The organism is Streptomyces sp. NBC_00582 (assembly GCF_036345155.1).
In the GTDB taxonomy this organism is placed as follows: Bacteria; Actinomycetota; Actinomycetes; order Streptomycetales; family Streptomycetaceae; genus Streptomyces.
This window is the reverse complement of sequence record NZ_CP107772.1, coordinates 7,294,036-7,308,202: the sequence shown is the minus strand read 5'-3', so window position 1 is coordinate 7,308,202 and position 14,167 is coordinate 7,294,036. Positions and strand designations below refer to the sequence as shown.

The 14,167-nt window shown below is 71.3% G+C and carries 8 protein-coding genes and 1 pseudogene; 4 read left to right on the top strand and 5 right to left on the bottom strand.

What is annotated here, in order from left to right; all coding sequences use genetic code 11:
• Positions 1-29: 29 nt before the first annotated feature.
• The 4 genes and pseudogenes from OG852_RS33070 to OG852_RS33055 all read right to left on the bottom strand — a co-directional run bounded on the left by OG852_RS33070 (position 30) and on the right by OG852_RS33055 (position 5,438).
• A complete protein-coding gene (locus tag OG852_RS33070) occupies positions 30-458 on the bottom strand; it encodes a hypothetical protein (protein ID WP_330349862.1) in 429 nt (142 codons plus the stop codon).
• Between the two features lie 195 nt (positions 459-653).
• Positions 654-973 (bottom strand): annotated as a pseudogene (locus tag OG852_RS33065) (ATP-binding cassette domain-containing protein); the annotation flags it as partial.
• Positions 974-1,087: 114 nt separating this feature from the next.
• Positions 1,088-3,808, bottom strand: coding sequence for a pyruvate, phosphate dikinase (gene ppdK / locus OG852_RS33060; protein ID WP_133911787.1), 2,721 nt, complete (start codon positions 3,806-3,808; stop codon positions 1,088-1,090).
• Positions 3,809-4,217: 409 nt separating this feature from the next.
• The gene (locus tag OG852_RS33055; RefSeq protein WP_208117118.1) at positions 4,218-5,438 is read right to left on the bottom strand and encodes an ROK family protein; all 1,221 of its coding nucleotides are present in this window, start codon (positions 5,436-5,438) and stop codon (positions 4,218-4,220) included.
• Between the two features lie 121 nt (positions 5,439-5,559).
• Here OG852_RS33055 and OG852_RS33050 point away from each other — a divergent pair, with 121 nt between their 5' ends.
• From OG852_RS33050 to OG852_RS33040, 3 genes are all read left to right on the top strand, one after another.
• Positions 5,560-7,023: an MGH1-like glycoside hydrolase domain-containing protein gene (locus OG852_RS33050; RefSeq protein ID WP_330349861.1), complete on the top strand. Its 1,464-nt coding sequence runs from the start codon at positions 5,560-5,562 to the stop codon at positions 7,021-7,023.
• A complete protein-coding gene (locus tag OG852_RS33045) occupies positions 7,020-8,960 on the top strand; it encodes an amylo-alpha-1,6-glucosidase (RefSeq protein WP_330349860.1) in 1,941 nt (646 codons plus the stop codon). Before OG852_RS33050 ends, OG852_RS33045 begins: the two co-directional genes overlap by 4 nt.
• A 165-nt stretch (positions 8,961-9,125) precedes the next feature.
• Entirely contained in the window at positions 9,126-11,444 is a 2,319-nt protein-coding gene (locus OG852_RS33040; protein ID WP_443064587.1) for a CDP-alcohol phosphatidyltransferase, read from the top strand.
• Positions 11,445-11,458: 14 nt separating this feature from the next.
• Here the strand turns inward: OG852_RS33040 and dusB are convergent, their stop codons facing one another.
• A complete protein-coding gene (gene dusB, locus OG852_RS33035; protein WP_133911782.1) occupies positions 11,459-12,610 on the bottom strand; it encodes a tRNA dihydrouridine synthase DusB in 1,152 nt (383 codons plus the stop codon).
• Positions 12,611-12,675: 65 nt separating this feature from the next.
• Here dusB and OG852_RS33030 point away from each other — a divergent pair, with 65 nt between their 5' ends.
• The gene (locus OG852_RS33030) at positions 12,676-14,121 is read left to right on the top strand and encodes an MFS transporter (RefSeq protein ID WP_133911781.1); all 1,446 of its coding nucleotides are present in this window, start codon (positions 12,676-12,678) and stop codon (positions 14,119-14,121) included.
• The last annotated feature ends 46 nt before the right edge of the window (positions 14,122-14,167 follow it).

Below are 14,167 nucleotides of genomic sequence, written 5' to 3'. Positions count from 1 at the left end.
TCCCCCTGGGCTCGGAATGTCCGACAGGCTCAGCCACGGTCCCAGTTGTACGAGTAGATCTGTTCCGGCGCACAGTTGTCCGGGTGCAGGCTGCCACGGTCTCGGCACGCACGGAGCCTTGCGTTGCCCGTGTAACGCTGGGCACCGTCCCAGTTGGACTTGTGGAGTCGAACCGAACGCCGCTGCTTGCCGTAGTAGCGCAGCCAGTCGTGCCCTTCGACCTTGGCCTCGACGTAGACGTTGTGCCCGTCGCCGCTGAGCACGTCGGTCAGAACGCCCCGCCATTCGAAAGCACCGTGGTTGGTTCCGGGCCGATTGAACTTGTATCGCCCTTCGGTGAAAGCGATGCCGTCGGACGTGAGCGCCGGGATGCCACCCTTCACCGGCGAAGCAAACGCCGTCACCGCCGCACTGAGCACCAGACCAGCCGTCGCCAGCCCGAGCACTACCTTCTTCATGCCTACCTCCGTGATCAGCAGGGCCCCAGCAGGCCCCTGCGATCACGGACTGTAATGCAATGAAAACAGAGAGAAACGATCTGCCTACCCCATCACCACCACATCAGGTGATCGAATTCCGGACACCCGAAAACCGCCATCCGGGTGCCGCCCGCCTCACCCCACCGGCCCCGCCCACGACGCGCTCCAGTCGTACGGGTCGTAGAAGCGCAGGAGGAGTTTGGAGACCGTTGATTTGCCGGCGCCGCTGGGGCCCGTGATGACCAGGAGTTCGCCGGGGTGTGCGGAGAAGGACAGGGGCCCCGCAGGGCGGGGCAGTCCGTGCCGGGGTAGCCGAAGGTGACGTCCTTCATCTCGATGACGCCGTCCGGGCGGCCGGTGGAACGGTCCGCCGGGCCCTGCGGGTCGGTCACCGCGGGGCGGGTGTCCAGGATTTCCACCAGGCGTTCCGCGCCGGCCGTGGCCGCGGTGATCAGCAGGCCCAGTTGGGCGAGGCTGCGGATGGGCGGGTAGAGGGCGGCACCCCCGCACAGGGTGCCGCCCTCCTCTTGCGTGCCGGAGCCGCCGCCGATCGGTACTGAGGGTCGGGGACCGACGACGGCTCCGGGGCTCAAAGGCCCCTCAGGGGCTCAGCGGTGGTCGCTGCCCTCCGACTGGGTGGCCGCGCGCCCGGCCTCCAGGCGGGCGACCGGGATGCGGAAGGGGGAGCAGGAGACGTAGTCGAGGCCCGCCTCGTGGAAGAAGTGCACCGACTCGGGGTCGCCGCCGTGCTCGCCGCAGACGCCGAGCTTGAGGTCGGGTCGGGTCTCACGGCCCGCCTTGGCCGCCGCCTTGACCAGGGAGCCGACGCCGTCCTTGTCGATCGTCTCGAACGGGGAGACCCCGAAGATGCCCTTCTCCAGGTAGGCCGTGAAGAAGGAGGCCTCGACGTCGTCGCGGCTGAAGCCCCACACCGTCTGGGTGAGGTCGTTGGTGCCGAAGGAGAAGAACTCGGCGGCCTCGGCGATCTGGGCGGCGGTCAGCGCGGCGCGCGGCAGCTCGATCATGGTGCCGATCGACAGCTTCAGGGAGACTCCCGTGGCCGCCTCGACCTCGGCGACGACCTGGTCGGCCTCCTCGCGGACGATCTCCAGCTCCTGGACGGTGCCGACGAGCGGGATCATGATCTCGGCGCGCGGGTCGCCCTTGGCGTTCTTGCGCTCCGCCGCGGCCTCGGCGATGGCGCGGACCTGCATGGTGAACAGGCCGGGGATGACCAGGCCGAGGCGTACGCCGCGCAGGCCCAGCATCGGGTTCTGCTCGTGGAGGCGGTGGACGGCCTGGAGCAGGCGCAGCTCGTTCTCGTGCGGCTCCTGGCGGGACTCCGCGAGCGCCACGCGGACCGACAGCTCGGTGATGTCGGGCAGGAACTCGTGCAGCGGCGGGTCGAGGAGGCGGATGGTGACGGGCAGTCCGTCCATCGCCTCGAAGAGCTCGACGAAGTCCTTCTTCTGCAGCGGCAGGAGCTGCTTGAGGGACTCCTCGCGCTCGGTCTCGGTGTCCGCGAGGATCAGCCGCTCGACCAGCTCGCGCCGGTCGCCGAGGAACATGTGCTCGGTGCGGCACAGGCCGATGCCCTGGGCGCCGAAGCGGCGGGCGCGCAGCGCGTCCTCGGCGTTGTCGGCGTTGGCGCGCACGCGCAGCCGGCGCTTGCGGTCGGCGAAGGCCATGATCCGGTGGACGGCCTCGACCAGTTCGTCGGCGTCGTCGGCGCCGGCGTGCATCCGGCCCTCGAAGTACTCCACGACGGGGGACGGGACGACCGGGACCTCGCCCAGGTAGACCTTGCCGGAGGAGCCGTCGATGGAGATGACGTCGCCCTCCTCCACGACGTGTCCGCCGGGGACCGTCATCCGGCGGCGCTTGGTGTCGACCTCGAGCTCCTCGGCGCCGCAGACACAGGTCTTGCCCATGCCGCGGGCGACGACGGCGGCGTGGGAGGTCTTGCCGCCGCGCGAGGTCAGGATGCCCTCGGCGGCGATCATGCCGTCGAGGTCGTCGGGGTTGGTCTCCCGGCGGACGAGGATGACCTTCTCGCCCGAGCGGGACCACTTCACGGCGGTGTACGAGTCGAAGACCGCCTTGCCGACGGCCGCGCCCGGCGAGGCCGCGATGCCCCGGCCGACCTGCTGGACCTTCGCGTGCTCGTCGAAGCGGGGGAACATCAGCTGGGCGAGCTGGGCGCCGTTGACGCGCTGCAGGGCCTCGGTCTCGTCGATCAGGCCCTGGTCGACGAGCTGGGTGGCGATGCGGAAGGCGGCGCCGGCGGTGCGCTTGCCCACGCGGGTCTGGAGCATCCAGAGCTGACCGCGTTCGATGGTGAACTCGATGTCGCAGAGGTCCTTGTAGTGGTTCTCCAGCGTCTCCATGATCCCGAGGAGCTGGTCGTAGGACTTCTTGTCGATCTGCTCCAGCTCGGCGAGCGGGACGGTGTTGCGGATGCCCGCGACGACGTCCTCGCCCTGGGCGTTCTGCAGGTAGTCGCCGTAGACGCCCTGGTGGCCGGAGGCGGGGTCGCGGGTGAAGGCGACGCCGGTGCCGGAGTCGGGGCCGAGGTTGCCGAAGACCATGGAGCAGACGTTGACCGCGGTGCCGAGGTCGCCGGGGATGCGCTCCTGGCGGCGGTAGAGCTTGGCGCGGTCGCCGTTCCAGGAGTCGAAGACGGCCTTGATCGCGAGGTCCATCTGCTCGCGCGGGTCCTGCGGGAAGTCCCGGCCGGCCTCGGTCTTGACGATCTTCTTGAACTTGGTGACCAGCTTCTTGAGGTCCGCCGCTTCCAGCTCGGTGTCGACGGTGACCTTCTTGGCCTCCTTCGCCGCGTCGAGGGCCTCCTCGAAGAGCTCGCCGTCGACGCCGAGGACGGTCTTGCCGAACATCTGGATGAGGCGGCGGTAGGAGTCCCAGGCGAAGCGGTCGTCGCCGGCCTGCTGGGCGAGGCCCTGGACCGACTTGTCGGAGAGGCCGATGTTCAGGACCGTGTCCATCATGCCGGGCATGGAGAACTTGGCGCCGGAGCGGACCGAGACGAGCAGCGGGTTGTCGGCCTGGCCGAGCTTCTTGCCCATCCGCTCTTCCAGGGCGTCGAGGTGCGCACTCACCTCGTCACGCAGTGCCGCCGGCTCCGCGCCGCTCTCCAGGTAGACCTTGCAGGCCTCGGTGGTGATGGTGAAGCCGGGCGGGACCGGGAGGCCGAGGTTGGTCATCTCGGCGAGGTTGGCGCCCTTGCCACCCAGGAGGTCCTTGAGGTCCTTGTTGCCCTCGGTGAAGTCGTAAACGAACTTCACTACGTGGGGTTCTTTGTTTTCCGACACGGGTCTCGACTCCTCGAGGACGCGGTGGCTGCCCTGACGGCGAGGAACATACCCAGATCAAAGGCTTCTGGGTACGTCCACTTGTGCGTCATGCGCCCGTAACCGGTCGTCCGCCAGTGGATCGAAAGTCAAGGCTTGGCAAGCGAAGACGGGCTTATGTTTTCACTTCTTGAACACAGAGGGGCCCACAGGTGCGGTTATCCGCTCAGATGAGCAGCCGTCCCACACGTCTGATTTCGATCGATGAACGATCGAGGGGTGGCACGCAGTGCCACCCCTTGGAGAAGTGCATTCGATCCATGATCCGCTCATCTGAGCATTACCCCCCTCAAGGGTGGCGAGAATCACGCTGTCACAGCGGCTCGGATTTCACCATCCGGACGGTCCGCGGTGCACTCACGAGCGTCCCTCACACACCCAGGGCCAGCAACCGCTCCTCCACCCGGTCGGGTGCGTACAGGTGCTCCACGACCAGTGCACCCGCTCCCACCAGCCCCGCCCGCTCCCCCAGCCGCGAGGTCACCACCTCCAGATGGGCGGTCGAGCGCGGCAGCGCCCGCTGGTAGAGCAGCTCGCGCACCCCGGTGAGGAAGGGAGTGCCCGCCAGGTCCCCCGCGATCATCAGCACCCCCGGGTTGAGCAGGGTCACGACCGTCGCCAGGACGTCCCCGACCCGTCGCCCCGCCTCCCGCGCCAGCGCCGACGCCTCCGGGTGCCCGGCCGCCAGCAGGTCCCGCACGTCCGAGCCGGAGGCCGCCGGCACCCCGTTCTCGGCCAGCTTCCGGGCGACGGCGCCCCCGCTGGCCACGGCGGCCAGACAGCCGTAGGAACCGCACCGGCACAGCGCCTCCGCGCCCACCCGGATGTGTCCGAGGTCGCCGGCTCCCCCGTCGATCCCCCGGAAGACCGAGCCGTCGACCACGACCCCGGCGCCGATGCCCGTCGACACCTTGACCAGGACGAACGCCGAGCAGTCGGGGTGTCCGGTGCGCTGTTCGCCGTACGCCATCAGGTTCGCGTCGTTGTCGACGAGGACGGGTGGCCCGGGCGCCCCGGTGCGTTCGGTGAAGGCTCTCGCGAGACGGCCGCGTATGTCGTAGCCGTCCCAGCCGGGCATCATCGGCGGCTGCACCACCCGGCCCGACTCGCTGTCCACCGGGCCCGGCACGGCGAGGCCGATGCCGCAGACCTCCCGCCCCCGGTGCCCCGCCTTCTCCAGCAGCTCGGCGAACCAGCCGCCCAGCTCGTCGAGGACGGTGTCCGGGCCGTCCTCGACGACCAGCGTGCCGGAGTGCTCCGCGAGGATCTCGCCGGTCAGGGACAGCACGGCCGCGCGGGCGTGCCGGGTGTCCAGGTCGGCCGCGAGCACCACCGCGTGGTCGTCGTCGAACTCCAGGGTGATCGAGGGGCGGCCGCCCAGCGGTGAGTCGACCGGCCCGCCGGCGCCCTCGCGCAGCCAGCCCGCCCGGAAGAGCCGGTCCAGACGCTGCCCGACCGTCGCGCGGGAGAGGCCCGTCACCTGTTGCAGGGCGCCGCGTGTCGTCGCCCGCCCGCTGCGCACCAGTTCGAGCAGTTCTCCGGCGCTGGCCTGACCACCCGCCCTGCCGGTCCGTCCCGGACGCCCAGTCATGCGCACCCCCTTGTGTTTCTCAAGCTTGCATTACATATTGAGTTTTGCGTGTTAAATAGACGTAACCCTACGGTAGCCCCTTCCGAACCAAGGGGCCTTGACGTCTTTCGGGGAGCCCCGAGTGGATCGCACCGCCCAGCTCATCGCCCGCCCGGCGGAGTTCGCCGTCGTATACGATCCGGCGGCTCCGCCGGGTCCGCCGCACCTCAGAGCGGTGCACGACGGCGCGGTGAAGGTGCTGGAGGCCAACTGGACAGGCACCTCGACGGTGCCCTCGCGCCGGCTGTACCCGCACCAGTGGTCCTGGGACTCGGCGTTCATCGCGATCGGCCTGCGGCATGTCTCGCCGCTGCGGGCGCAGACCGAGCTGGAGACGCTGCTGGCCGCCCAGTGGGGCGACGGGCGCATCCCGCACATCGTCTTCAACCCCTCCGTGCCGCTCGACGCCTACTTCCCGAGCCCCGACTTCTGGCGCTCCTCGACCGCGGGGCGCGCTGCGGGCGCCCCGCGCACCGTACAGACCTCGGGCATCGTGCAGCCACCGGTGCACGCGCTCGCGGCCTGGCTGGTGCACCGCGCCGACCCGGGACTGTCCCGGGCGCGGGGCTTCCTGGCCCGGGTCTACCCACGGCTGGCCGCCTGGCACCGCTATCTGCTGCACCGGCGCGACCTCGGCGGAGGCGGGCTGGTCTGCGTCGTCCACCCCTGGGAGCAGGGGATGGACAACGCCCCGAGCTGGGACGCCCCGCTCGCCCGGGTCGTCCCGGCCCCGTCCCGCTCCTTCCGGCGCGCCGACCTGGACCACGGGGCGGCCGAGGACCGGCCGACGGATCTCGACTACGGGCGGTACGTCCGGCTGGCCGCGGACTACCGGGACGCCGGGTACGCCGACGGCGGCGGCGGCTTCGCGGTGGAGGATCCTTCCTTCAACGCGCTGCTCATCGCCTCCGAGCACGCCCTCGCGCGGATCGCGAAGGAGCTGGGGGCGACGGCGACCGCCCGCCACGTCCGCGCGCAGCGACTGACGGCGGCGCTGGTGGAACGGCTGTGGGACCCGGCGGAGGGCATGTTCTTCTGCCGTGACGTGCACGGCGGCGCCGTCGGTGGGCCGGCCCACCGACGCGGGAGCTCCGCGCTCGCACGCGGCGGCGGGGGCCAGGTCCATGAGCGTGGGGTCTCCGGGCTCGTCCCGCTGCTCGTGCCGGAGCTGCCGCGCGAGGTCGCCGCGGCCGTCGTGCGCACCCTGAAGGGGCCGCACTTCGGGGTCGGCACGACGACCCGTCTCGTCCCCAGCTACGACCTGCTCGGCGAGGCCTTCGACCCGCACCGCTACTGGCGCGGCCCCGCCTGGTTCAACACGGCCTGGCTCCTGGAGCGCGGTCTGCGGCTGCACGGCCACCGGGCGGACGCGGACGCGCTGCGCGAGGCCGTCCTGGAGACCGCGCTCACCTCGGACTTCGCCGAGTACGTCGACCCGTACACCGGCGAGGCCTGCGGCGCGACCGGCTTCGGCTGGACCGCCGCGCTCACGCTCGACCTGCTCCACCAGCACACCACGACCGACAAGGGAGGGGACCGGGGATGACGGACCGGCATCATCTGCTCGTGTACGGCGGGACGTTCGCCGCCGTCGGCGAGCGCGGGGACATCAGCGGAGTACGGGGCGCCGGCTCCTTTCCGCAGGGGCTCTTCGTCAGGGACGCCCGGCATCTGAGCCGCTGGCAGCTGACAGTCGACGGCGCGGTGCCGGAGGAACTGGCGCCGGTCGCGGGCGGGGACACCACCCGCTGTGTGCTGGTCCCGCGCGGCGGGCGCAACGAACCGCCGTCCTGCACGCTCTTCCGGGAGCAGGCCGTCGGGGACAGCTCCTTCGTGGAGTCGGTCCGGGTGGTCAGCAACCGCCCGGTGCCGTCCGTGGTCCGGCTCGCCCTGACCGTCGACGCGGACTTCACGGACCAGTTCGAGCTGCGCTCCGACCACCGCACGTACGCGAAGACCGGTGTCGTGCGCCGCCGTGAGGTCCTCGACGACGGTGTGGAGTTCGGCTACCGGCGCGGGGAGTGGCGGTCCTGTACGACGGTGAGCGCCGAGCCCGCGCCGGACGCGGTCGAGGAGACCGGCACCGGCGCCCGTCGGCTGGTGTGGACCCTGGAGCTGGAGGCGCACGGCAGCGCCGAGCTGATCCTGCGCGTGATGGCCCGGCCGCATGGCGAGAAACGTACGCTGCGGGTCCCCCGCTCTCCTTCCGCGATGGCTGAAAAGCTCCTTGCGCTTGAGGGCGAGTTCATGGAAGGTGTCGCTTTTCCCACGGAATGGCCCGAACTGGCGACCGCCTGTGTTCGAGGGCTCGCCGATCTGGCCACGCTCCAGGTCCAGGCGACCGGTCCGGACGGCGAGGAGCTGCGCGTCCCGGCCGCCGGAGCGCCCTGGTTCCTCGCCCTCCTCGGCCGTGACGCGCTCCTCACCTCCCTCTTCGCACTCCCCTACCGTCCGCAGCTGGCCGCCGCCACGCTGTCGGCCCTCGCCGCCGCCCAGGCCACCGAGACCGACGCGCCGTCGGTGGCCCAGCCCGGCAAGATCGTCCACGAGGTGCGGCACGGCGAGCTCGCCCACTTCGGGCAGGTGCCGTTCGGGCGGTACTACGGCTCGGTCGACGCGACGCCGCTCTTCCTCGTCGTCCTCGGGGCATACGTCGAACACACCGGCGACACGGCGACGGCCCGCCGGCTGGAGCCGCACGCGCGCGCGGCGATCGCCTGGATGCTCGACCACGGCGGGCTGACCTCCCGCGGCTATCTCGTCTACCGCGCCGACCAGGGCGGCCTCGCCAACCAGAACTGGAAGGACTCCCCCGGCGCCATCTGCTCCGCCGACGGCACCCGCGCCACCGGGGCGGTCATGGCGGCGGGGGCGCAGGGGTACGCGTACGACGCGCTGCGCCGCACGGCGTGGGTGGCGCGCACGGCGTGGGAGGACGGCACGTACGCCGCTCTCCTCGAACAGGCGGCCGCCGATCTGCGCGACCGCTTCCAGCGGGACTTCTGGATGCCGGAGCGGTCGTTCCCGGCGCTCGCGCTCGACGGGGCGGGCCGCCAGGTCGACGCGCTGGCCTCCGACGCCGGGCATCTGCTGTGGTCGGGGCTGCTGGACAAGGAGTACGGCGAGGTCGTCGGCCGGCGGTTGCTGGAAGCCGACTTCTTCTCGGGCTGGGGCGTGCGGACCCTCGCCGCCGGGCAGCCGGCGTACCACCCGCTCTCCTACCACCGCGGTTCGGTCTGGCCGCACGACAACGCGCTGATCACGCTGGGGCTCGCGCGGTACGGGCTGCACGACGAGGCCCGTACGGTCGCCCGCGCGCTGATCGACGCGGCGACGGCGACCGGGCACCGGCTTCCCGAGGTCCTCGCCGGATACGGCCGTGACACCCACGCCGAACCGGTGCCGTACCCGCACGCGTGCGTACGGGAGTCGCGGGCGGCCGCGGCCCCGTTGGCGCTGCTCACGGCCGTCGGCGGCGCGTAGCCCTGACCGGGCGGGGTGCTTGGCGTGCGGTTTGCACGGTGTTTGCCGAGCACTGGCCGAGGGGGCTGAACGCGGGCCGGGGGCAGGCCGTACGAAACTGAGGCGGATCCGGCTTCCCGCGCCGGATCCGCCGAACCACCGGGCTTCGTACGGAAGGACCCTCGGGTGCCTGTCTCCACTCGCTCAACCCAGCCACCGACCTCGAAGGACCCCGAGGACACGACGGTGCCCTCCACCACGCCCGAGGACCACGTGAGGACGGGGGCATCAGGGGTGGGTGAGGACCCGGCGGAGTCGGCGGGAGCCGGGGAACCAGCGAAGTCCGTAGAGGCCGAGGCGTCGCAGCGCGCCGGCGATTCCGCCAAGGCGGCCTCGAAGAGCCCCGCGCCTGCGGACGCCCCGCAGGCCGATGCCGAACCCGCCCCGCCCGCCAACACCCCGGTCGCCGGCGTCGAAGCCGTCCCGGCGCCCCGCGCCGAAGCCGTCGTCGAGGAGTCCGCAGCCGAGTCCCCCTCGGAGGAGCCCGGAAAGCCCGGCGCGGACGCCCTCTCGGAGGAGTCCGGACAGCCCGGCGCGGACGCCCTCCCGGAGGAGCCCGGACAGCCCGGCGCGGACGCCCTCCCGGAGCAGTCCGAAAGCGTCCCCGACCGGCCCGGGGCCGACGCTCACGACCAGCCCGAGGTCCACTCCCCCGACCAGCCCGACGCCGACGACGCCGAAGCCACCGGACAACCCGGCGCCCCCGGCCGGCCCGACGCCGGTGATGACCACCCGGCCGATGTCGGTTCCGACGAGCACCCCTCTCTCCGGGCCCGTATCGCGTACGTGCGGGCCTGGCGGGAGCGGCATCCGCGGGTCGCTCGGGTGGTGTGGTGGGGGGTGACCCTGCTGTCGCTCGTGCTGGTGATCGGGGCCCTGCTGCTGCCGAATCGGATGGCCGCGTTGCAGGTCAACCGGTTCGTCCGGCTGCCGGGTGAGGCCATCATCGGGGCGGCGGTGCTGCTCGCCCTGCCGCGGCGGCCGCGGATCGCGCTGGCGGCGCTCGGCGGGGCGGTGCTGGGCGCGCTGACCGTGCTGAACCTGCTCGACATCGGCTTCATGGAGTACCTGGGCCGGGACTTCAACCTGGTCCTGGACTGGGGCCTGCTGGACGACGCGCAGTCCTACCTCGCGGACACGCTGGGCAAGACCGCCGCTCTCGCGGCAGCGGTCGGGGTCGTCCTGCTCGTCGTCCTGGTGATCACACTGATGGCGCTGGCCACGGTCCGGCTGAGCAACGTCCTGGTGCGCGACACCCGGCGCGCCACCCGCGGCACCCTGATCGCCGGCACCGCCTGGATCACCTGCTCGGTGCTGGGCTTCCAGTACGCCGGTATCCCGGTCGCCTCCGAGCGCGTGGCGAACCGGCTGGAGTCCGAGGCCCGGCAGGTGCGGGCGACGATCCGCGACGAGGCCGCGTTCGGCGAGGAGGCCCGCAGCGACACCTTCGGCAACACCCCGGCCGACCAGCTCGTACCGGATCTGCGCGGCAAGGACATGATCTTCACGTTCATCGAGAGCTACGGCCGCAGCGCCATCGAGGACCCGGTCATCGCGCCCGGCGTCGACGCGACCCTCACGGCCCGCACGGAGGCCCTCGCGAAGGCCGGCTTCCACGCGAAGAGCGGCTGGCTGACCTCGGCGACGTACGGCGGCAGCAGCTGGCTGGGCCACTCCACCACCCTGTCCGGGCTGTGGGTCGACAACCAGCAGCGCTACCGCACGGTGATGGCCAGCGACCACCTGTCCCTGACCAAGGCGTTCAAGAAGTCGGGTGCCTGGGACACCGTCGGTGTCATGCCGGGGGTCCAGAAGGGCTGGCCTGAGGCGACGTTCTACGGCCTCGACAAGGTCTACAACGCGTTCCAGATGGGCTACCAGGGGCCGAAGTTCAGCTGGTCGACGATGCCGGACCAGTACGCGCTGGAGGCGTTCCAGAAGCTGGAGCACAGCAAGAAGCGCGACAAGCCGCTGATGTCGGAGATCATCCTGACCTCCAGCCACCAGCCCTGGGCGCCGATCCCGAAGATGGTCGGCTGGGACGAGCTCGGTGACGGCTCGATCTTCCAGGGCATCGAGGCGGCCGGCAAGAAGGCGTCCGACATCATCGCCGACTCCACCAAGTCCAAGGAGGAGTACGGGAAGTCGGTCCAGTACTCGGTGACCGCGCTCACCGAGTGGCTGGAGCGCTACGGCACCGACGACACCGTCCTGGTCTTCCTCGGGGACCACCAGCCGATCTCCCGGGTCAGCGGCCAGAACGCCAGCCGTGACGTGCCGATCTCGATCGTCGCCAAGGACCCGAAGGTCCTCGACAAGATCGCGAGCTGGAACTGGACCGACGGCCTCCAGCCCGCGCACAACGCCCCGGTGTGGAAGATGAGTTCGTTCCGCGACCGCTTCCTGACGGCCTACGGCTCCACCCCGCACCCCAAGAACGGCTGAGCCCGGTCAGGGCTTCAGCCGCCGGAGGTCTCCAGCTCCGCGTCCTCGCCCACGCCCGCGCAGTCGTACGGGTCCTTCAGCCAGCCGTCCGGCAGCACCACCCGGTTGTTGCCGGACGTACGGCCGCGGGGCCCGTCGGCGCCGGTGGGCCAGGGCTGGTCGAGGTCCAACTCGTCCAGCCCGGACCGGAGTTCCTCGAGGGAGGAGGTGATGGCGAGGCGCTTGCGCATCTCGGAGCCGACCGCGAAGCCCTTGAGGTACCAGGCGACGTGCTTGCGGAAGTCGACGACTCCCTTGGACTCGTCGCCGATCCACTCGCCGAGCAGGGTCGCGTGGCGGACCATGACGTCGGCGACCTCGCGCAGGGACGGCCTGCGGAAGTCGTCCCTCCCCTCGAACGCGGCCACCAGGTCCGCGAACAGCCACGGCCGGCCCAGGCACCCGCGTCCGACCACCACACCGTCGCAGCCGGTCTCGCGGACCATCCGCAGCGCGTCCTCGGCGGACCAGATGTCCCCGTTGCCGAGGACCGGGATCTCCGGGACGTGCTCCTTCAGCCGGGCGATGGCGTCCCAGTCGGCGGTGCCGCCGTAGTGCTGGGCGGCGGTGCGGCCGTGCAGCGCGATGGCGGTGACGCCCTCCTCCACGGCGATGCGGCCGGCGTCGAGGTAGGTGATGTGGTCGTCGTCGATGCCCTTGCGCATCTTCATCGTCACCGGGAGGTCCCCGGCCCCCGACACGGCCTCCCGCAGGATGGCCCGCAGCAGGTTCCGCTTGTAGGGCAGCGCCGAGCCGCCGCCCTTACGGGTCACCTTGGGGACGGGGCAGCCGAAGTTCAGGTCGATGTGGTCGGCGAGGTCCTCCTCCGCGATCATGCGGACGGCCTTGCCGACGGTCGCCGGGTCGACGCCGTACAACTGGATCGAGCGCGGCTTCTCCGTCGCGTCGAAGTGGATCAGCTGCATGGTCTTCTCGTTGCGCTCGACCAGCGCCCGGGTGGTGATCATCTCGCTCACGAACAGGCCCTTGCCGCCGCTGAACTCCCTGCACAGGGTGCGGAAGGGCGCGTTGGTGATGCCGGCCATGGGGGCCAGGACTACGGGCGGCTGGACGGCGTGCGGGCCGATCCGCAGGGTCGTGTGCTGCGTGGGCGCGGTCGTGGGCATCCACCCATTCTCACGTACGGCACGCCGTACGGGCCATATTCATTAGTTAGGCGTACTATTAACGCATGCCCGAGCTCAGCCCCCGCCGCCGTCGGCTCGTCCTCGCGATCTGCTGTATGAGTCTGCTGATCGTGAGCCTCGACACGACCGCGCTGAACGTCGCCCTGCCCGCGATGGAACGCGATCTGCACGCCTCCACCGCCGGACTCCAGTGGACGATCGACGCCTACACGGTCGTGCTGGCCGCGCTGCTGATGCTCGCGGGCTCCACGGCCGACCGGATCGGCCGCCGCAAGGTCTTCATGGCCGGCCTGGTCGTGTTCTCGCTCGGCTCGCTGCTGTGCTCCCTCGCGCCCAGCCTGGACCTGCTGATCGCGGCCCGGATGGTGCAGGCGGTCGGCGGCTCGATGCTGAACCCGGTCGCCATGTCGATCATCACCAACACCTTCACCGACCCACGGGAGCGGGCCCGTGCGATCGGTGTGTGGGGCGCGGTCGTGGGCATCTCGATGGCGGCCGGTCCGCTGCTGGGCGGTCTGCTCGTGGAGTCGGTGGGCTGGCGCGCGATCTTCTGGGTCAACCTCCCGGTCGGCCTCGCGGCCCTGCTCCTCACCCTCCGGTTCGTGCCCGAGTCCCGCGCGCCGAGGGCCCGCCGCCCCGACCCCGTCGGCCAGCTCCTGGTCATCACGCTCTTCGGCTCCCTGACGTACGCGATCATCGAGGCGCCCGGCGCGGGCCTCGCGACCAGCGGCCCCTTCGCGGCGCTGGCCCTCGCCGCGCTGACCGGACTGCTGATCTACGAGCCGCGGCGCACCGAGCCCCTCATCGACCTGCGGTTCTTCCGCTCGGCGCCGTTCAGCGGGGCGACGGTGGTGGCGATCAGCGCGTTCGCCTCGCTGGGCGGGTTCCTGTTCCTGTCCACGCTCTACCTGCAGAACGTACGGGGGCTGAACGCGCTCCAGGCGGGTCTGTGGATGCTGCCGATGGCCGTACCGATGTTCCTGTGCGCGCCGCTGTCCGGCCGGCTGGTGGGCAGCCGGGGTCCCCGTCTGCCGTTGGTGATCGCGGGCCTCGCGATGACGGCGAGCGGGCTGCTGTTCGCCGTCTTCGACGCGGAGACCTCGAATGTGACGCTGTTCCTCGGCTACACCCTGTTCGGCATCGGCTTCGGCTTCGTGAACGCGCCGATCACCAACACGGCGGTCTCCGGGATGCCCCGCAGCCAGGCCGGGGTGGCGGCGGCGGTCGCCTCCACCAGCCGGCAGCTCGGCCAGACCCTCGGCGTCGCGGTGGTCGGCGCGGTGCTGGCGGCGGGCGTGAGCGTGACGTCGTACCGCGAGACCTTCGTCTCCGCCGCCGTCCCCGGCTGGTGGATCCTCACCGCCTGCGGCCTCCTCGTCCTCACCCTCGGCACCCTGACCACGGGCCCCTGGGCCCGCCGTACCGCACAGCGGACGGCGGAGCGCCTGGAGGCGAGGGAGGTCCGCGAGGCGGCCGGCGTCACGGCCTGAGCGAGCGGAGCCCGATCATCACGGCCCTCTCATCCCGCGCGGGGGG

Coding starts and splice junctions, on each gene's coding strand:
- OG852_RS33045 (WP_330349860.1), top strand. CDS start 7,020: ATGACGGACCGGCATCATCTGCTCGTGTACGGCGGGACGTTCGCCGCC.
- OG852_RS33055 (WP_208117118.1), bottom strand. CDS start 5,438: ATGACTGGGCGTCCGGGACGGACCGGCAGGGCGGGTGGTCAGGCCAGC.
- OG852_RS33030 (WP_133911781.1), top strand. CDS start 12,676: ATGCCCGAGCTCAGCCCCCGCCGCCGTCGGCTCGTCCTCGCGATCTGC.
- dusB (WP_133911782.1), bottom strand. CDS start 12,610: ATGCCCACGACCGCGCCCACGCAGCACACGACCCTGCGGATCGGCCCG.
- OG852_RS33070 (WP_330349862.1), bottom strand. CDS start 458: ATGAAGAAGGTAGTGCTCGGGCTGGCGACGGCTGGTCTGGTGCTCAGT.